15 protein-coding genes and 1 pseudogene are annotated in these 17,678 nt (G+C 71.6%); 9 read left to right on the top strand and 7 right to left on the bottom strand.

The window, feature by feature from the left end:
* Window positions 1–110 precede the first annotated feature (110 nt).
* Both ACRX5S_RS23370 and ACRX5S_RS23365 read right to left on the bottom strand, forming a co-directional pair.
* Window positions 111–1,247, bottom strand: coding sequence for an acyl-CoA dehydrogenase family protein (locus tag ACRX5S_RS23370; RefSeq protein ID WP_436775010.1), 1,137 nt, complete (start codon window positions 1,245–1,247; stop codon window positions 111–113).
* Complete coding sequence (locus ACRX5S_RS23365; RefSeq protein WP_436775009.1) at window positions 1,244–2,452, bottom strand: acyl-CoA dehydrogenase family protein; 1,209 nt, start codon at window positions 2,450–2,452, stop codon at window positions 1,244–1,246. The genes ACRX5S_RS23370 and ACRX5S_RS23365 overlap by 4 nt, the downstream gene beginning before the upstream one ends.
* Before the next feature lie 239 nt (window positions 2,453–2,691).
* On the opposite strand from ACRX5S_RS23365, the gene ACRX5S_RS23360 reads away from it, so the two are divergent.
* From ACRX5S_RS23360 to ACRX5S_RS23350, 3 genes and pseudogenes are all read left to right on the top strand, one after another.
* Entirely contained in the window at window positions 2,692–4,554 is a 1,863-nt protein-coding gene (locus ACRX5S_RS23360) for an AMP-binding protein (protein WP_436775008.1), read from the top strand.
* Window positions 4,555–5,101: 547 nt separating this feature from the next.
* Window positions 5,102–5,674: pseudogene (locus ACRX5S_RS23355) on the top strand (HdeD family acid-resistance protein); the annotation flags it as partial.
* Between the two features lie 283 nt (window positions 5,675–5,957).
* The gene (locus ACRX5S_RS23350) at window positions 5,958–6,446 is read left to right on the top strand and encodes an N-acetyltransferase family protein (RefSeq protein ID WP_436775007.1); all 489 of its coding nucleotides are present in this window, start codon (window positions 5,958–5,960) and stop codon (window positions 6,444–6,446) included.
* A gap of 64 nt (window positions 6,447–6,510) precedes the next feature.
* On the opposite strand, the gene ACRX5S_RS23345 is transcribed toward ACRX5S_RS23350, so the two are convergent.
* On the bottom strand, window positions 6,511–7,356 hold the full coding sequence (locus ACRX5S_RS23345; protein ID WP_436775006.1) for a MerR family transcriptional regulator: 846 nt from the start codon (window positions 7,354–7,356) through the stop codon (window positions 6,511–6,513).
* Window positions 7,357–7,496: 140 nt separating this feature from the next.
* Here ACRX5S_RS23345 and ACRX5S_RS23340 point away from each other — a divergent pair, with 140 nt between their 5' ends.
* The 4 genes from ACRX5S_RS23340 to ACRX5S_RS23325 all read left to right on the top strand — a co-directional run bounded on the left by ACRX5S_RS23340 (window position 7,497) and on the right by ACRX5S_RS23325 (window position 11,137).
* Window positions 7,497–8,243, top strand: coding sequence for an ArsR/SmtB family transcription factor (locus ACRX5S_RS23340; protein WP_436775005.1), 747 nt, complete (start codon window positions 7,497–7,499; stop codon window positions 8,241–8,243).
* Entirely contained in the window at window positions 8,240–9,568 is a 1,329-nt protein-coding gene (locus ACRX5S_RS23335) for an MFS transporter (RefSeq protein ID WP_436775004.1), read from the top strand. Before ACRX5S_RS23340 ends, ACRX5S_RS23335 begins: the two co-directional genes overlap by 4 nt.
* Before the next feature lie 90 nt (window positions 9,569–9,658).
* A complete protein-coding gene (locus ACRX5S_RS23330; protein ID WP_436775003.1) occupies window positions 9,659–10,576 on the top strand; it encodes a hypothetical protein in 918 nt (305 codons plus the stop codon).
* Between the two features lie 78 nt (window positions 10,577–10,654).
* The gene (locus tag ACRX5S_RS23325) at window positions 10,655–11,137 is read left to right on the top strand and encodes a hypothetical protein (RefSeq protein ID WP_436775002.1); all 483 of its coding nucleotides are present in this window, start codon (window positions 10,655–10,657) and stop codon (window positions 11,135–11,137) included.
* A gap of 49 nt (window positions 11,138–11,186) precedes the next feature.
* Here the strand turns inward: ACRX5S_RS23325 and ACRX5S_RS23320 are convergent, their stop codons facing one another.
* The 3 genes from ACRX5S_RS23320 to ACRX5S_RS23310 form a co-directional block, all read right to left on the bottom strand.
* The gene (locus tag ACRX5S_RS23320) at window positions 11,187–11,858 is read right to left on the bottom strand and encodes a DNA alkylation repair protein (protein ID WP_436775001.1); all 672 of its coding nucleotides are present in this window, start codon (window positions 11,856–11,858) and stop codon (window positions 11,187–11,189) included.
* A 117-nt stretch (window positions 11,859–11,975) separates the two neighbouring features.
* Window positions 11,976–12,305, bottom strand: coding sequence for a hypothetical protein (locus ACRX5S_RS23315; protein ID WP_436775000.1), 330 nt, complete (start codon window positions 12,303–12,305; stop codon window positions 11,976–11,978).
* On the bottom strand, window positions 12,292–12,480 hold the full coding sequence (locus ACRX5S_RS23310) for a hypothetical protein (protein WP_436774999.1): 189 nt from the start codon (window positions 12,478–12,480) through the stop codon (window positions 12,292–12,294). Before ACRX5S_RS23310 ends, ACRX5S_RS23315 begins: the two co-directional genes overlap by 14 nt.
* Before the next feature lie 311 nt (window positions 12,481–12,791).
* Between ACRX5S_RS23310 and ACRX5S_RS23305 the strand changes: the two genes are divergently transcribed.
* Window positions 12,792–13,295, top strand: coding sequence for a DUF4265 domain-containing protein (locus ACRX5S_RS23305; RefSeq protein WP_436775194.1), 504 nt, complete (start codon window positions 12,792–12,794; stop codon window positions 13,293–13,295).
* A gap of 199 nt (window positions 13,296–13,494) precedes the next feature.
* On the opposite strand, the gene ACRX5S_RS23300 is transcribed toward ACRX5S_RS23305, so the two are convergent.
* Entirely contained in the window at window positions 13,495–14,769 is a 1,275-nt protein-coding gene (locus tag ACRX5S_RS23300; protein ID WP_436774998.1) for a DUF3533 domain-containing protein, read from the bottom strand.
* Window positions 14,770–15,183: 414 nt separating this feature from the next.
* Here ACRX5S_RS23300 and lon point away from each other — a divergent pair, with 414 nt between their 5' ends.
* Window positions 15,184–17,589: an endopeptidase La gene (gene lon, locus ACRX5S_RS23295; protein WP_436774997.1), complete on the top strand. Its 2,406-nt coding sequence runs from the start codon at window positions 15,184–15,186 to the stop codon at window positions 17,587–17,589.
* The last annotated feature ends 89 nt before the right edge of the window (window positions 17,590–17,678 follow it).

Below are 17,678 nucleotides of genomic sequence, written 5' to 3'. Positions count from 1 at the left end.
CCGATCGGCGGGCCGGCTCGGTGGGGCGTTCCGCGGGCGATCGGATCATCGCCCGCGGCGATCGTCACCCGCCAGGTCTCCGCCTGACGCAGCTCCCCGACCCATCCCTCTCACGCCTCCGGCAACCCCACCAGCGTCCCCAGCCGGGCCCGGTGCCGGTCCGCCGTGCCCATCAGCAGCGACGCGCTCATCGCCCGCTTGAGGTACAGGTGCGCCGGGTGTTCCCACGTGAACCCGATGCCGCCGTGCATCTGGACGCACTCCTCCGCCGCGTGCACCGCCACGTCGCCGCAGTACGCCTGGGCGAGCGACGCGGCCACCTCCGCGTCGTCGGAGCCGTCCGCGATCGCGGCCGCCGCGTAGCGGGCCGTGGCGCGTGCCGCGGCGATGTCGGCCCACAGGTCCGCGGCGCGGTGCCGCAGCGCCTGGTACGAGCCGATCGGCCGCCCGAACTGGTGACGCACCTTCAGGTAGCTGACGGCCTCCTCCAACGCCCGTTCCGCGACCCCCAGTTGCTCGGACGCGAGGAGCGCCGCCCCGGCCACCAGCGCCTGTTGCAGGGCCTCGGCGGCGGTGCCGGGCGCCGCGACGACCGACGCGGAGACGCCGTCCAGCGTGAGCGTGCCGATGGGCCGCGTGGGGTCGAGCGTCGTGACGCGCGAGCGGGTGAAGCCGGTCGCCGAGCCGTCCACGAGGGCGAGGTACGGCGCGCCGTCCACCACCACCGGGACCACGAACACGTCCGCCCGGTCCACCGCCGCAACGCTGGTGACGGCACCCGTCAGCAGCAGCCGTTCGCCGTCCGGGGCGCCCGTCACCGACAGCGGGAAGTCCTGGCCCGGCGCCATCGTCGCGGGAACGGCCAGCGTCCCCACCCGGGTTCCGGCGGCCAGCGCGCGCAGCGCCTCGTCGCGCGCCTCCCCGGCGGGGGCGGCGACCAGCGCCGAGGTCGCCAGCACCGCGCTCGCGAAGAACGGCACGGGTGCCACGGACCGCGCCAACTCCTCCAGTGCCACCCCGACTTCGCGCGCGGTCGCGCCCGCGCCGCCGAGCTCGTCGGGAACCAGCAGCCCGGCGAGGCCGAGTTCGGCGCCCACGGCCTTCCACAGCGCCTCGTCATACGGCTCGTCCGAATCGACGCGCACCAGCACGTCGTTCCACGAACACCGGTCCGCCAGAAGGCCCCTCAGCGTCGCACGCAGGTCCTCCTCGACGTCCGAGTACAGGAGCGCGGGGGTCTCGGTCACCGGGGGATCTCCTTCCAGGGCAGCTTCGTGTCGGTGCGCGGCTCGCGCGGCAGCTCCAGGATCCGGTCGGCGATCACGCCGCGCAGGATCTCCGATGTGCCGCCCTCGATCGAGTTGCCCTTGGCCCGCAGGTAGTAGTAGCCGGCCGACCTGGCGCCGTCCGAACCCCCGAGGTCCACGCGGCGCATCGACCAGTCGTCGTACGTCAGGCCCTCCTCGCCGGTCAGCTCCAGCCACAGCCGCGTCGTGTCCTGGTTGACCCGGGCGAACGACATCTTCGCCGCCGAGCCTTCCGGGCCCGGCTTGCCCGCCGCGAGCTGCTGCCGGATGCGCTCGTTGGCCAGCCGCGCGACCTCGGCCTCCACCCACGCCCGCATGACGCGGTCGTGCAGACCGCCGGTGCGCACGTCCGGCCGCTCCCGCCACAGCGCGGCGACCGGGCCGATGGCGCCGCCCTCGCGCGGCGACTCGCCGCCGCCGATGGCCACGCGCTCGTTCATCAGCGTCGTGTTCGACACCGCCCAGCCCTTGCCGACCTCGTCCACGCGCATCGTGTCGGGGATGCGCACGTCCGTCAGGAAGACCTCGTTGAACTCCGCCTGCCCGGTGGCCTGCCGCAGCGGCCGCACCTCGACGCCCGGAAGCGTCATGTCCAGGAAGAAGTACGTCAGGCCCTGGTGCTTGGGCAGGTCCGGGTCCGTCCGCGCGAGCAGCATCGCCCACCGCGCCTTGTGCGCGAACGACGTCCACACCTTCTGGCCGTTGACGACCCACCCGTCGCCGTCCCGCACCGCGCGCGTCGCGAGCCCCGCCAGGTCGGATCCGGCGCCCGGCTCGCTGAAGAGCTGGCACCACACGTCCTCGCCGGTCCACAGCGGCCGCAGCAGCCGCGAGCGCTGCTCCTCGGTGCCGTGCACGGCGACGGTCGGCGCCCCCATGCCGAGCCCGATCGGATTGCGGAACGGGTTGGCCGGCCGCGCCCCCGCCGCGGCGAGCTCCTGCTCGACCACCTGTTGCAGCGCGCGCGGTGCGGCCAGTCCGCCGCAGCCGACCGGGAAGTGCACCCAGGCGAGGCCGGCGTCGAAGCGGTACCCGAGGAACTCCACGGGATCGGTGGTGGCCGGGTCGTGGGCCTTCGCCAGCTCCCGCACCCGGGCGCGGATCTCCTCCGCGGTGACGACGGTGGACCCAGTGTTGTCGGGCAAGGTGTCGCGCCTCCTTCGTCCACATTTACTGACTGTGCGTCAACAACAGTCCGCACGCCGATGCTAGGTACCCGGATCAACGAGCGGAAGGGTGAGTTGGACCGCCGCGTCCCGCAGGGCCCCGCGACGCGGTACGCTCCAGCTCCACTGCGCATGGCACCGGTACGTCGATACATCGAGTTACATCGATCCCGCACGGTCCCGAAGAAGATCCGGGCCGTGTCCCGTGAGGACAACCAGTGACGACTCCCAGCACGGGCGCCACCGGCGGAGCCGCCCTTCTCGACACGCTCGCCGCCGAGCTCGCCGTCGACGGTGAACCGGTGACCGAGGCACTCGACGCGTGGTCGGTCCGCACCCCTTTGCGGGTCTTCATCCACTACGGCGAACACGGGCTGGACCTCAGCTACGCCGAGGCCCGCCGCGCTACCGACACCATCGCGGGCAATCTGGAGGCCATCGGCGTACGCCACGGCGACCGCGTCGCCGTGCACTGCCGCAGCCCCTACGCCGCGGCCCTGTGGATGTTCGGCATCTGGAAGGCGGGTGGCATCTTCTGCCCGGTCGACCCCGACCTGACCGGCGAACTGCTGCTCGCCCAGCTCACCACCATCGGCGCCGCGCTCATCGTCACCGAGCGCGCCGGACTGCCCGCGCTCGAACTGGTGCGCAGGCACCTGCCGTACGCGCCGCGCGTCACCGTGCACGACTCGGTGGGCGTGCCGCCGCCGCACGAGTTCCCCGAGGTGCCGTACGCCCGTTTCCTGGCCCGCGCGCTGCCGCCGCAGGTCGGCTCCGGCCCCGACGACATCGCGGCCATCCTGCACACGCCGGGCAACACCGGCCGCCCCAAGGCCGTCGTGCTGTGCCACCGCTGGATCGCCCAGTCGACGTTCCTGCTGCGCCGCCTCACCACGCCCGACGACGTCGTCTACAACGACCTGCCGATGCACACCACCCTCGGCGCGTTCGCGGGGGTCGCGCGCGCGGCGTGGACGGGCGCGACGGTGACGCTGTGGGACCGCTTCCACCCCGGGGAGTTCTGGGGGCGCGTGACGGCGACCGGGGCCAGCACGGCGGTGCTGACGGACGTCGTCGTACCGTGGCTCACCAGCGCGCCCGAGCGCCCCGGCGACGCGCAGAACCCGCTGGCGAAGGTCTGGCTGCACCCGCTGCCCGCGACGCACGCGGACTTCGCGCGTCGGTTCGGCATCGACTTCGTGGTGGCGGCGTACGACCAGATCGAGTCGGGCATGCCGGTCGCCGCCGTCGTCGAGGAGATGCGTGAGGGAGAGGGCACGCCGGCGGCGCTGCAACGCGGGCTCAGCCATGAGCAGGTGACACGCGTGTGCGCGCATTACCGCGTGCCGGTCCTCCCGGGACACGCGGTGCCGCGCAAGGGACTGCTGGGCGCGCCGCTGCCGTTCCTGGACGTCGCGATCCTCGACGAGTACGACCGGCGCGTGGCCCCCGGCACCGTCGGGCAACTGGCGGTGCGCCCGCACCTGTCGGGCCTCGTCGTCCAGGAGTACCTGGGCGACCCGCTCACGACGGCCGAGGCGACGCGCAATCTGTGGCTGCACACAGGCGATGCGGTCGTGTGCGACCCCGAGGACGGGCTGATCCACTTCGTGGACCGCGTGCAGGACCGCATCCGCATGCGGGGCGAGAACATATCCGCGTACCACATCGAGGACTTGGTCAACCAGCATCCGGACATCACCATCTGCGCGGTCTTCGGCGTGCCGCTGAACGGCCGCCAGGACGACGACATCGTCCTGTACGTCGAACCCGACCCCGGCCGCTTGCTGGAACCGGACGCCCTGCACGCGTGGTGCGCCCAGTCCCTCCCGCCGTACATGCGGCCCGCACACATCCGCGTCGTCATCCGCATGCCGCGCACCCCGAACCACCGTGTCGAAAAGCACCGCCTCCGCCGCCACTTCCTGGGCCTCCCGGACCCGGCCGGCCTGATCGTGGAACAGTCCCGCCCACCCGCCGCTCCTGCGGCTCGCGCGGCCCTCCCGTCCGGCCAACGCGGGATCGGCGCGGGCACGGGCTTCGGCCCGGCCGCACTGCCGCCGGGGGCGGGCAGCGGCTGACCCGCCGCGGGCCGTTCGCGGTTTTGCCCACGCGCGTGCCACGTCGGCGTGAGCGGGCCGGGGCTGAGCCGCTTCGGCGGGGGGAGGCAGCGGGGCTGACCCGCCGCGGGCCGTTCGCCGTTTTGCCCACGCGCGTGCCACGTCGGCGTGAGCGGGCGGGTGCTGAGCCGCTTCGGGCCCGGCCTGATCCTCGCCGCTTTCCCTGCGCTTCCCTTCCGCCCACATGTCCCCTCGGCGCGTCCGGGCGTATTGCGGGTGCCTTCATATTGCGGGCGCGCGTATTGCGAGCGCGTGCAGTTGTCGGCGAGCGCCTGCCGGGGGTGCGGTTTCGGCGTGACGACCGCTGTTTTCCCCTGTCGCCGTGGCCGTCTCGATCGGGCGGCGTCGGTCGGGGGTGCGGGTAGCCGGGCGCTGAGCGGGTACACGGAGATCCGCACGGACCTGCCGGGCGTACCCGCGCGACGGCTCGGTCCCGGACCGGTCCCGACGCGACGCGAGGAGCACCCGCATGGGCACGACAAGCGGCAGCGGCCCGCGCCACCGGAAGATGGCGGGCACCCAGGCGGAGCGCGGCAAGGGCGGGTTCGGCTTCGGGTTCCTGGTCTTCCTCGGACTGATCCTGGTCGCCGCCGGCGTCGTCGGCCTGCTGTACGTCGGCCTCGCGACGCTGACCACCATGGTCCTGTTCGCCTGGCTGCTGCTCGTCGGCGGGATCGTGGGGCTGTTCCAGGCCATCCAGTCGCGCAAGGAGGCCGGGGCCTTCTGGCTGACCCTCGCGGTCGCGGCGCTCAACATCGCGGCGGGCGTCGTCCTGCTGCGGCGCCCGGACGTCGCGGCGGCGGCGCTCACCCTGTTCGTGGCACTCCTGCTGCTGACCGCCGGACTGTTCCGCGTCGTCGGCGGCATCGCGAGCATGTCCGCGCGGATGACCTGGACCGTCGTGGTCGGCGTCATCGACCTGGCCCTCGGCCTGCTCGTGCTCGCCGAGTGGCCGAGCAGCAGCCGCTACGTGATCGGCACGTTCATCTCGCTGGCGCTGCTGTTCGACGGCCTCAGCATGATGAGCCTCGGCATCGCCGGCCGCCGCATCGTGGGCATGGTCCGCGAGGCGGACGCCGGGGCGGCGGCCCCGGTGGACCCCGCGGGCGGCCCGGTGGGGACCAGGCCGCCCGACGCGGACATAGAGGCCGAGTCGGAGGAACTGGCGGGCGGCGCCGCGTGGCGCGACGGCCCGGGGGAGACGGACGGCGGAGACCCGTCGACCGCGGAATGGGCCGCCGACAAGGGGCCCGACACGCTGCGCAGGTCGTTCGAGAAGGGCGACGGCGGGGACGCGCCGCGCTGAGTGAGTGCGGGTGGTGGCCGGTTCCGGACGCTCCGCCGCGCCGGGCACAATGGGCCGAATGTTGATCAGGGACGCGAGTGCGCAGGACTGGGCCGGGGTCTGGCCGTTCTTCCGGGCGATCGTGGCGGCCGGGGAGACGTTCCCGTACGCCCTCGACCTCGACTCCGACGCCGGGCGCGCGATCTGGTACGTGGACGCGCCGAACCGTACCGTCGTCGCCCTGGACGACGACGGCACGGTCGTCGGCACCGCCAAGATGAACAACAACCGGGACGGCAACGGCGCCCACGTCGCCAGCGCCAGCTACATGGTCGACCCGGCCCACGCGGGGCGCGGGATCGGGCGCGCGCTGTGCGAACACTCGCTCGACTGGGCCCGCGAGGCCGGATTCCGGGCGATGCAGTTCAACGCGGTCGTCGAGACCAACGTGCACGCGGTCAAGTTGTACCGGTCACTCGGGTTCGCCGTCGTCGGCACCGTTCCCGAGTCGTTCCGGCATCCGCGTGAGGGGTACGTGGGGCTCCACGTGATGCATCGGTACTTGTAGGGGCCGGGCGCGCGGCGGCCAGAGGTCCGGGGCCAGAGGTCCGGGGCCAGGGGCCGGGCGCGGGTCAGTCTCGGGTGTCGGCCCCGGCGTCCGGGCGGGCCAGGGGCTGCTGGAGCTCGGTGACCCATTTGTCCTGGTCGTCCGGGCACTCCAGGTACAACTCGCGCGTGTAACCGACCGTCAGGCGGTTGTTGGCGTCGAGCCAGTGGGCCAGCACCTGGACGGTCGACAGCACGGCGTCCATAGACCCGTGGTGCACGATCGCCGCGGCCTCCTCGACCGCGGGGAGGTCGACCACCGCGAAGTCCGCGTTCCCGGTCACCTCGGGGCCGACGACCATGCGCGCGTGCACGACGACCGAGTCCCCGCCGTCCGGTGCGGGCTCGTAGTACGCCAGCCCCGGACCGAAGGCGATGCCCGCGGTGTCGAGGCGGCGGCAGAGTTCCGCGTACAGCGGCCGGATCACCGGGCCGATGTGCCGGGGGTCGAACCCCGGTGCCATGGCAGTGAGTTCGGCGACGCGGGTAGCCGGGAGCGGTTTGACGACGACGTCCTGGGCGGGCATGTGCCCCTCGCTTTCGATCAGCCGGAGCCTCGCCTCCACCTGCGCGAGCCGGGCCGCCTCGGCCGCCATCGAGGCGGCGAGTTCGGCGCGGCGCAGCCGCAGCATGCCGCGCAACTCGTGGGCGTCCACCCGCTCGTCGAGGATCGCGCCGACCTGTTCGAGGGTGAAGCCGAGTTCCTTGAGCGTGATCACCCGGTTGAGCCGGGCGAGTTGGCGGGCGGCGTAGAAGCGGTAGCCGGTGCGCGGGTCGACGTGCGCGGGCCGCAGGAGGCCGATCGCGTCGTAGTGGCGCAGCATCCGCACGGACACGCGGCCGTGCTTGGCGAAGTCTCCGATGGTGAACATGACGGCTCCCAGTGCACGGCCTCACATGGTGTCAGGGTCAAGGCCGGGGTCCCGGTGCGGCACGGCGCCTTGTGCCGATCCCGGCTCCCAGGGTGCAGATATTCATTTGCAGAGATTACTCTGCAATATAGTCTCGGCGCATGACCCCGAACGGCGACACCGAGCCCGTGCCCGCCTCCGACGCACCTGCCCCCGACGCACCTGCCCCCGACGTGCCCGCGTCCGACGTGCCCGCGTCCGACGTGTCCGCGTCCGACACGTCCGCGTCCGGCGGGCGCCGCCGTCTCGACGCGCAGAGCCTCAAGGGCCTCGCGCACCCGTTGCGCATGCGGATCCTGGAGCTGCTGAGCCTCGACGGCGCCGCGACGTCCAGCACGCTCGCGCGGCGGCTGGGGGAGAACACCGGCACGGTGAGCTGGCACCTGCGGCACCTCGCCGAGCACGGCTTCATCGAGGAGGAGGTAGAACGCGGCACGAAGCGCGAGCGCTGGTGGCGGCGCGTCCCACGGGCGAACCAGCTCGACATCGCGGACTTCCGCGACGACCCGGCGAGCAGCGGCGCGCTGTCCGTCTACCTGGACCAGTTGCTGCGGCAGTACTTCGAGCGGGTGACGGCGTACGTCGGCGAGGACTGGGACGACGAGTGGCGGGCCGCCGGAACTGTCGCCGACTGGCGCGACCTTCGCCTCACTGCCGATGAACTCGGGGCGATGAACGTCGAGTTGGCGGACGTCGTGAACCGCTACCGGACGCACTCGGCGTCCCGTCCGGCAGCCGCCGATTCCGCCGCCTTCGCCTCCGCCTCCGCCGATGACGGCGGCGCCGAACTGCGCCCTGTCGTCGTCCAGTTGCAGTCCTTCCCGCGCAAGGGCCCGGGGCCGTCATGAGCACGCGCGTGCGCGGTGGTGGCCTCCTGCGGCGCCACCGCGACTTCCGGCTGCTGTGGCTCGGGGAGACGACCGGCCGGTTCGGCGCGGCGGTGACCTCCGTCGCGCTGCCGCTCATCGCCGTGGCGGACCTGGGGGCGAGTACGTTCCAGGTCGGGCTGCTGACCGCCGCCTCATGGCTGCCGTGGCTCGTCATCGGGCTGCCGGCCGGCGTGTGGGTCGACCGCATGCGGCGGCGTCCCGTCATGATCGTGTCGGCGGCGGTCTCGCTCGTGCTCCTCGCGAGCGTGCCTCTCGCCGACCGGGCGGGCGTGCTGAGTGTCGGGCTGCTGGTGGGCGTCGCGCTGGCCACGGGCACGGCGGCGGTGTTCTTCCAGACGGCGTACACCGCGTACCTCCCGGCGATCCTCGAACCCGAGGACCAGGCCGAAGGCAACGCCAAGCTGCACGGAAGCGCGTCGGCCGCGCAGATCGCCGGACTCGGCTCGGGCGGCATGCTCGCGCAGGCCGCCGGGGCCGTGAACGGCATGTTCGCGAACGCCGGGACGTCCCTCGTCTCCCTCCTCTGCCTCGGCCGCATCCGGCACCGCGAGACCCGGCCCGCACCGGAATCGGACCCGTCCGCTCGCGACGGGCTCGCTGTCGGGATCCGCGTGGGCCTGCAACTGATCGCGCGCGACCCGTGGTTGCGTACGCTCACGCTCTTCGCCGCCGCGTCCAATCTCGCGCTGATGGGATATCAGTCGATCCGCGTGGTCTTCCTGGTCCGCGAAGTCGGCCTGTCCGCGGGGGTGGTCGGGATCCTGACCGCCGCGATCGGGGCGGGCGGCGTGGCCGGGGCGTTCGCCGCGCGGCGGATCGCGGGCCGGTTCGGCACGGCGCGCGGCACGCTGCTGTGCGAACTTGGGCTCTCCGTACCGGCGTTGCTGATGCCGATGACCTTCGCGGGGCCCGGCGTCATGCTGTTCCTCGCCGGCGGCTTCAGCGTCACCGCCGGGGTCGTCGCCGGGAACGTCATCAAGGCCGGCTTCCAGCAACGCTATTGTCCGCCCGAACTGCTCGGCCGCCTCACCGCAACCACGGCCTTCGTCAGCTACGGCACCATCCCGCTCGGGGCGGTGCTCGGCGGCGTTTTGGGGACCGCCTTCGGTGTGCGTACGGCCATGTTCGCCACCGCGGCGGGCATCCCGCTGGCCGGACTGCTCCTGCTGTTCTCGCCTATCGCCCGCACCCGCGACCTCCCGACGAGCCGGCAGAGTCCCGGCGAAAACGAAACCGCACCCGCCCCCACAGTGGCGCCCGGACGCCGGAACGCATCCGAATAGCGACGCGTCGGATAGCCGAACACCGGCACGTGCCCCTGTACTTGTCCCCGACTCACTACCGGCACTCGTCGGCCGTCGGGAGGCACGAGCATGCGCGGCACGCGGATCCGACACCTCGGGCGAGCCCTGGCGATCGTCGCTGTGACGATGCTGCCGATCGCGTGCAGCCCGCCTCCCCCGATCATCGAAATCCCCTACAGCCCCACGCCCAGCGGCGGACAGGAGGACCGCGAGCGCATCGAGTCACGCATCCTCGACTACCCGCCCGGTCTCCTGCCCGAGGGGCAATATGCAGCGGTCATCGGCGACGACCGCTCGGCAGCCGAGTACGGGATCTGGGTCACCGGCAACCCGGACGCGTTCGCGGACGTGGACTTCTCGGAGGAATCCGTGGTCGCCATGGGGCCGTTGCCCCTGGGCTGCGTCGACGCCCGCGACATCGGATTGGCCTCCGACGGCGACGAACTGTTCCTGACCTACACCACCGTCGGCACCCCGACCCCCTGCGCCCGACCGGCCATCGCGGCCCGAACTTTCGTCGTACGTGGCTCGGGACGCAAAGGGGTTAGGGTCTTCGGACAGTACACCGCTGCGGAGCCAACACCGGGCCAACTCCTGCGCTTCCAACGCCTCGACCTCACCGCACCCCCAAGCCCGCGCGCGGACCCCCGAGTGACGGATCCGGCCGCCATGGACCGCTTCGCAGCGGCGTTGTCCACCACAGACGCCGAAATCCTGAAGCTGGCCCTGAAAGTCACACCACCCCCAACCGACCGCATACTGCTCAGCTTCGTCGTGCCCGGCTGCGAAGCCAACAGAGCCGCCCTGAGCTACCGCGACGACCACCTCAGCGCCGTCGCCTACAACAACCTCGCCTCCCCCCATGCGTCCCCCTGCCCGACTCCCCAGTACTACGCCGCGGTCTTCGCCGTAACCCAGGAAGAATGGACGATGATCGAAACCGGCAAACACTGCCGCCCCGACTCCGCCACACCCTGCTTCTGGTAACCCCCGCACAGAGCCCCCGAGTTCCCTACATTGACCCCATACCGCGCACCACGCGCGCGGCGAAACCGGGGGTGCCCGATGGCCGTGGTTCTACTCAAGGACTGGGACCTGCACCTGGGCAACTGGGTGCTCACCCCCGCCACCGGGGACCTCGCACGATGGCCTGACGATGCGGGAGTCGGCAACGTCGGCTGGGTCTCCCTCGACGCACAATGCGGCGCGGGCAGCGCTCCGGCCTTCTGCGCCGTCTACGTGCAAGACCGCGAACTGTGGTTCCAGGTCGGCGCCGACCGCTGGCTCATCGACGAGTACGTGACGTTCGTCCGCGACTGCGACGACCGCCGATCCGCCTGCCGCTTCAGCCTCACCGTCGGCTCGAAGCGTCTGGCCGCCTGGCACTACACCGGCCCTCTGGGCGATCCCGTGAACCGGGCGGATCTGTCGTTCGACGGACTCGACGAGGAGATGCAGGACCTCAGGCTCTTCCTCGCCCGCATCGGCAACGACCGCGATTGGCGGCGCCGCTTCGTCGACCGGTGTTCAAGTACCGCTTCCGAGTGATCGGGCGACGTCCAGACCGCCGTGTTCGTAGTGCCGGGTACCTCGTCCCTCAGCCGGCCTCTTGGCGGTGGACCATTTCGGTGATCCAGGTGGGGGCGTAGGGGGAGGTGCAGTTGGGGGGAGTGGGGTAGTCCTTCAGGACTTCCAGGCGTTCGCCGATGGCGAGGGCTCGGGGGCGGTAGTCGGCGTGGGAAATGCCGATCTGGGCGAGGCAGTGGTTCATCGCCCACTGGAGGCGGTCGGGAGCGTCCTTCATCTGCGCTTCGATGACGTCGAGCAGGGCGTCGAGGTCGAGACCCTGCGGGTCCTTCGCCACGCGCTCGGTGGTCAGGGCCCAGCCGGCGCTGGCGACGACAGGGTCAGAATCGGCGGTCCAGGTGACGCGGAGGTCTTCGGCGTGCGGGCTCTTCTTCACCACGTAGTTGACGAGCCAGTCGTGGACCTTCGGGGTGCGCGCCTCCCGCAGCATCGTGTCCAACTCGGCACGGTCGAACGCCTTCGGACGACAGATCAGCAGCGCCACGAGCCGCGCCGCACTGTCGCCCGTGGCCCACAGCTCTCGTGCGAGGTCCTGCTGCGTCTTGAGGCGCTTCGCGACCGCCCGCAGCTTGCCGAGGTTCACCCCGTGGTCGTCCCCATGCCGCTCATTGACCGCACGCGCCTTGGGGTCCTCCAGCCCCGCCAACTCGGCCAACACCTCGGCCACCGCCGTCCCGCTCACCACACCCTCCGTCCGTCGCCCACGCGAGCCAGCGTACGACCGTCCTTCCGGCCCAAGCCCGGACAGCCGCGCCGCAAATCGCCTGTTTTGCCTGTCCAGCACGGAGCGGACGCGGACTCAGGGCGACGCCGTGAAGCCCTTGGACAGGTCGAGGATGAATGGCGCTCCCGACGCCTGCGGATCCCATCCGCGCGACAACGCGAGTCGAATCGTCCGAGCAACCTCCGACGGCAGGACGGGAACGCGGGGAAGAGCGATCCAGTTGCCCGGATGCGCCTTATCGGTGCGGACGACGAGAACCGTCCCGGACACGCCTTCACGTTCGACCGCGTAGGAGCAGGGCGTCCAGCCGACACCCTGGCAGTACGTCGGCCGTCTCCGCAGCCGCCAGCGGTAGACCACGCTGTCGACGACGATGCGCCGCGACCCCTTCTCAGCGAGTGCCATCAGTGTCCTCGCTCTTGGACTCGCGCTCGGCGAGGAAGTCGTCGATCAATCGGAAGAGGCCGGCAACGACCTGAGCCTCCTGGTCGGCGTTGAACTTGTCGACGTTCCTCGGTGTGTCCGGGGCGACGAGCATCGGGACGTGTGCGACCCAGCCGAGGCTACCGGTCTCACCCACACGTTCTTTGAGCCACCGCTCCCATTCACCGAACCACGAGCCGCCACGGCGCCTGGCGCACTGGTCCTAGCCGGACAGGAATGCGATGGCCGAGCGATACCGCACCTCGGGCATGAACATCCCAGGCAGCCTGCCGACGGTGGCGAAGTACTCGCGTTCGCTCTTCGTCGTCCAGTCGTTCATGCCCGATCTCCCCGTCTGCGGGCGCCCGGTGCGGGGGCGCGGGAGGCTGATCATCGCCGATTTGCCTGCCGTGGGGGGCCAGGGCCCCGGATCACTCGGAACGAGGGGAATGGTTGATCATGGCGGCCATGGACAGAGAGTCGTCGGGTGGGTCCGATGCGTCGGAGGACCGTCTGATCAAGGTGTGGTTCCGGTTTGTGCCGCGGGAGGGCTGGCTGCCGTATGACCGGGAAGGGCTATGGGCCGTCCAGGTCGGTGACGACACCGCGCGCATCGAGAACGTGCCGTTCCTCCAGAACGGCGTTGCTCAGGGCGACGTGGTGCGGTTCGTGGGGGATGACGAAGGACTTCACTGGGCCGTAGGCCAGGTCGAGGCGTCCGGCGGGTGCACCATTCGCGTCCTGCCGGTGCCGAGCGGGCCGCTCGGACCCAGCGCGAAGGCTGTGCACGAGAGGCTCGCGCCGTTCGGTCTGGGCGGAGAAGCGTTCAGCGACGACTTCCCCCTGGTCGCCTTCGACGTGCGGGCGGACGCGGACATGAGCGGCATCAAGGCGCTGCTCGTCCAGGGGGAGGCGGATGGATGGTGGCACTACGAAGAAGGCTGCATCAACGACGCCTGGCGGAATGCCTAGCCGTCCGCTTGGCCGCGCCACATGATGGCAACCACGGCCGGATCGACGTCGGGCGACCGCGGACCGCGTTGGTGCGGTTGCCGCTGATCCGGGCCGCGGACGGCCGGATCGTCCCGTCCACATCCCCGCGGGCGCGGGACCGGCGGACACGCCCCGGTGGCGCGCGGCGGGTGCCCGGCCCCCGGGCGCTCACCGCGGGTCACGAGCGGTGGCCGGGTTCGAAGCGCATGCCCCGGCGGTCGTAGTAGTGGGTCATCCCGAAGCCGAAGACGAGCGCCACCACGACGCCCACCAGCAGCATCAGCCAGCCGCGGACCAGCCCGGTGCCGGCCTGCGCGTCGAAGTACAGGATCGACCGGACAGCGTCGACCATCTGCCGCATCGGCTCGAACACCCCGAGGAAGCGGTAGAAGTCGGGTGAGGCGCTCAGCGGCACCGTCGCGCCCGAAGCAGGCAGGTCGAAGGCGATGAACACGAACATCGCGATCAGTTGCCCGACGTTGCCGAACGCGGCGATGATCGCCAGGACGCCGAGGCCGACCGTGGCGACGGCACAGTACGCGTACAACCACAGCTGCCAGCTGTGCGGGGCGTCCATGCCGAGGATGGGGACCGCCGCAAGCATCACCAGGCTGGCCGAGATCACCGAGATGCCCGCCGTCATACCGGACTTCGCCAGCAGGACCTGCGTGCGGCTGATCCGCAGGGTTGGTTCGCGCAGGTGGAACGGACCGATCTCGGCGTCCGCGAAGCCCATCGAGACGTCCAGTCCCGCGTGCACGATGTTGGCGGTCATGAAGCCCGCCAACAGCAGCAGCAGGGTGAAGTAGAAGGCACCGAGGCCGTCGCCGGTGCGGTCCCCGATCGGGTGACCCACGCTGGTGCTCACCGCGACCGGGTCGGCCAGGAACACCTTGGCGGTCCCGGTGGCGGTGGCCTCCAACTGCCTGCCGATCGCCAGTGAGGCCCGGTGCGCCGCAGTCTGGTTGATCTGGCTGGCGATGCCGGAGCCGAGGCTGCCCATGCCCGGGTTCGTCAGCACCTGGATCTCGGGCCGGGCGGGGGCATCGGCGGTGGTCAGGGCCGCCACCGCGCGCGAGAAGTCCTCCGGCACCACCAGCGCCCCGTACACCTTGCCGGAGGACAACAGGCGCTGGGCCTCCTGCCGGCTGACCCGCCGCCAGTCGATCTCGCCGGCCGGACTGGCGGCCACCACCTGCTCGGCCACCTCCGCGCCGAGCGTGCGGGACCCGCCGGGCAGCGGCGGCCCGACATCCGAGTCGACCAAGGCGATCGGCATGCCGTCGAGGTGCTTCTGCGGCTCCAGGATGTTGCCCATGTAGAGCAGCGACAGGCCCAGCGCGACCAGTGCGCTGAGCACAACCGGGGTGACCCAGTTCTTCCAACGGCCCAGCACCCGGCCGGCGTCGGCCGACCGGTCGGGCGTATCGGCCGGTGTCCCGGTCTTCGCCATGACGCTCCACACGTGCGTGTCCCACGGCCGGCGGCCCGTCGTCGGGAGCCGGACAACGCCCTGATTAGGCGTGAAAGTGATATTAGGTAACAAAACCGCCCATGTGCGGTGTAGACACCCCGGCGTCAACTGCGGCGGGTTCCCACAGTCGGGCAGCGATCGCTCGGTTCGCGTCGGTCCCTGATCACGAGCGGGTCCTCACAATGCGGGATCGAACAACGCACCGCGGACCAGGGGGCTATGGGAGGCCGGGCGCACAGCGCACGTCGCCGGTGCGGCCTTGAGCGCGGCACGACGGGCTCGGTTGTTCGCTGTGGGCGATCAGGGGTGGGGGTGGGAATGAAAGGGGGCCGTTCAATCTTGAGTCAGGTCAGCGCAACGTACTGAACGGAACCGACTCCCAGGGGAGCCACCATGAGCGACACGACCTCCGGCATCCTGACCCTTCCGGTGCTGCCCCTCGACGACATCGTGGTGCTGCCGGGCATGGCGGTGCCGCTGGAGCTGGACGACACGGAGACGCGTGCCGCGGTGGATGCCGCGCGGGCGCTGCCGGGGATACGGGCGGGCAAGGGCAAGGCGCGGGTGCTGCTCGTGCCGCGCGACGACGGGCACTACCCGGCGATCGGCACGCTGGGAGTGGTCGAGCAGATCGGACGCCTGCCGAGCGGCGAGTCGGCGGTCGTGGTCCGCGGCACCGCGCGCGTGCGGATCGGGACCGGTACGACCGGGCCCGGTGCCGCGCTGTGGGTCGAGGCGACCGTCGTCGAGGAGGGCCCGGCGGACGAGCGCGCCGAAGAGCTCGCGCGCGAGTACCGCGCGCTCGTCACCACGATCCTCGGCAAGCGCGGCGCCTGGCAGGTTGTCGACTTCGTGCAGCAGATCGAGGACCCGAGCGAGCTGTCGGACAACGCCGGCTACGCGCCGTACCTGTCCCAGTCGCAGAAGATCGAGCTGTTGCAGACGACGGATCTGACCGAGCGCCTGGAGAAGGTCGTCGGCTGGACCCGCGACCACCTCGCCGAGCTGGACGTCGCGGAGACCATCCGCAAGGACGTCCAGGAAGGCATGGAGAAGACCCAGCGCGAGTTCCTGCTCAAGCAGCAGCTCGCCGCGATCCGCAAGGAGCTGGGCGAGCTCAACGGCACCCCCGGCAGCGAGGAGGAGGACTACCGGGCACGCGTCGAGGCCGCCGATCTCCCGGAGAAGGTCCTCCAGGCCGCGCTGAAGGAGGTCGACAAGCTGGAGCACGCCTCCGACGCGTCGCCGGAGAGCGGCTGGATCCGGACCTGGCTCGACACGGTCCTGGAGATCCCGTGGAACGAGCGGACCGAGGACGCGTACGACATCTCCGGCGCCCGCGACGTGCTGGACGCCGACCACGCCGGCCTCGACGACGTCAAGGAGCGCATCGTCGAGTACCTGGCCGTGCGCAAGCGCCGCGAGGAGCGCGGGCTGGGTGTCGTCGGCGGACGCCGCAGCGGCGCGGTGCTGGCGCTGGTCGGCCCGCCCGGGGTCGGCAAGACGTCGCTCGGCGAGTCCGTCGCCCGCGCGATGGGGCGCAGCTTCGTGCGCGTCGCACTCGGCGGCGTCCGCGACGAGGCGGAGATCCGCGGCCACCGGCGCACGTACGTCGGTGCGCTGCCCGGCCGCATCGTCCGCGCGATCAAGGAGGCCGGGAGCATGAACCCGGTCGTGCTGCTGGACGAGATCGACAAGGTGGGCTCGGACTACCGCGGCGACCCGACGGCGGCCCTGCTGGAGGTGCTGGACCCGGCGCAGAACCACACGTTCCGCGACCACTACCTCGAAGTCGAACTGGACCTGTCGGACGTGGTGTTCCTGGCCACCGCCAACGTGCTGGAGGCCATCCCGGAGCCGCTGCTCGACCGCATGGAGCTGGTCCGTCTGGACGGCTACACGGAGGACGAGAAGGTCACGATCGCCCGCGACCACCTGATCCCGCGCCAGCTCGACAAGGCCGGGCTGGACGCGTCCGAGGTGGCGTTCACCGAGGACGCGCTGCGGCTGCTGGCCGGCGAGTACACCCGCGAGGCGGGCGTGCGCACGCTCGAACGGGCCATCGCCCGCGTGCTGCGCAAGATCGCCGCGAAGCAGGCGCTCGACGCCGGTACCGCGCTCCCGGTCGAGGTCGGCCCCGCCGACCTGGTCGACTTCATCGGACGGCCCCGGCACACGCCCGAGGCTTCGCTGGCGAAGGAGGAGCAGCGTACGGCGGTTCCCGGGGTCGCAACCGGGCTCGCGGTGACGGGTGCGGGCGGTGACGTGCTCTACATCGAGGCGTCGCTGGCCGATCCGGAGACCGGGGCGTCCGGCGTCACGCTCACCGGGCAACTGGGCGACGTGATGAAGGAGTCGGCGCAGATCGCCCTGTCGTACCTGCGGGCGCGCGGGGTCGAGCTGGAGCTGCCCGTCGGCGACCTGAAGGACCGGGGCGTGCACATCCACGTGCCGGCCGGGGCGGTGCCGAAGGACGGCCCGAGTGCGGGCGTCACGATGACGACGGCGCTCGTGTCGCTCCTGACGGGGCGTCCGGTGCGGTCGGACGTCGCGATGACCGGCGAGGTGTCGTTGACCGGACGCGTGCTGCCCATCGGCGGCGTCAAGCAGAAGGCGCTCGCGGCGCACCGGGCCGGGATCACCACGATCCTGGTGCCCAAGCGCAACGAGCCCGACCTGGACGACATCCCCGAGGCGGTGCGCGAGCAGTTGACCATCCACGCGGTGTCAGACGTGCGCGAGGTGCTGGACCTGGCCTTGGAGCCGGCCGAGACGCGTCAGCGGGTCGCCGCGGCGTAGCCCGCGGGTGCGCCCGCCGCGCGGGCCTCCCTGAGCAGGCAAAGCGCGGCGGGCGGCAGGCAGGGCCCGAGCGACAGGCGGACCCGACA

Source organism: Yinghuangia sp. YIM S09857 (genome assembly GCF_051388915.1).
Taxonomy (GTDB): domain Bacteria; phylum Actinomycetota; class Actinomycetes; order Streptomycetales; family Streptomycetaceae; genus Yinghuangia.
This window is presented reverse-complemented; position numbering and strand designations above follow the sequence as displayed.

What these genes read in the sequence shown, in the direction of transcription:
- ACRX5S_RS23350 (WP_436775007.1), top strand. Translation starts at nt 5,958, where the DNA reads ATGTTGATCAGGGACGCGAGTGCGCAGGACTGGGCCGGGGTCTGGCCG.
- ACRX5S_RS23345 (WP_436775006.1), bottom strand. Translation starts at nt 7,356, where the DNA reads ATGTTCACCATCGGAGACTTCGCCAAGCACGGCCGCGTGTCCGTGCGG.
- ACRX5S_RS23340 (WP_436775005.1), top strand. Translation starts at nt 7,497, where the DNA reads ATGACCCCGAACGGCGACACCGAGCCCGTGCCCGCCTCCGACGCACCT.
- ACRX5S_RS23335 (WP_436775004.1), top strand. Translation starts at nt 8,240, where the DNA reads ATGAGCACGCGCGTGCGCGGTGGTGGCCTCCTGCGGCGCCACCGCGAC.
- ACRX5S_RS23330 (WP_436775003.1), top strand. Translation starts at nt 9,659, where the DNA reads ATGCGCGGCACGCGGATCCGACACCTCGGGCGAGCCCTGGCGATCGTC.
- ACRX5S_RS23325 (WP_436775002.1), top strand. Translation starts at nt 10,655, where the DNA reads ATGGCCGTGGTTCTACTCAAGGACTGGGACCTGCACCTGGGCAACTGG.
- ACRX5S_RS23315 (WP_436775000.1), bottom strand. Translation starts at nt 12,305, where the DNA reads ATGGCACTCGCTGAGAAGGGGTCGCGGCGCATCGTCGTCGACAGCGTG.
- ACRX5S_RS23305 (WP_436775194.1), top strand. Translation starts at nt 12,792, where the DNA reads ATGGACAGAGAGTCGTCGGGTGGGTCCGATGCGTCGGAGGACCGTCTG.
- ACRX5S_RS23300 (WP_436774998.1), bottom strand. Translation starts at nt 14,769, where the DNA reads ATGGCGAAGACCGGGACACCGGCCGATACGCCCGACCGGTCGGCCGAC.
- lon (WP_436774997.1), top strand. Translation starts at nt 15,184, where the DNA reads ATGAGCGACACGACCTCCGGCATCCTGACCCTTCCGGTGCTGCCCCTC.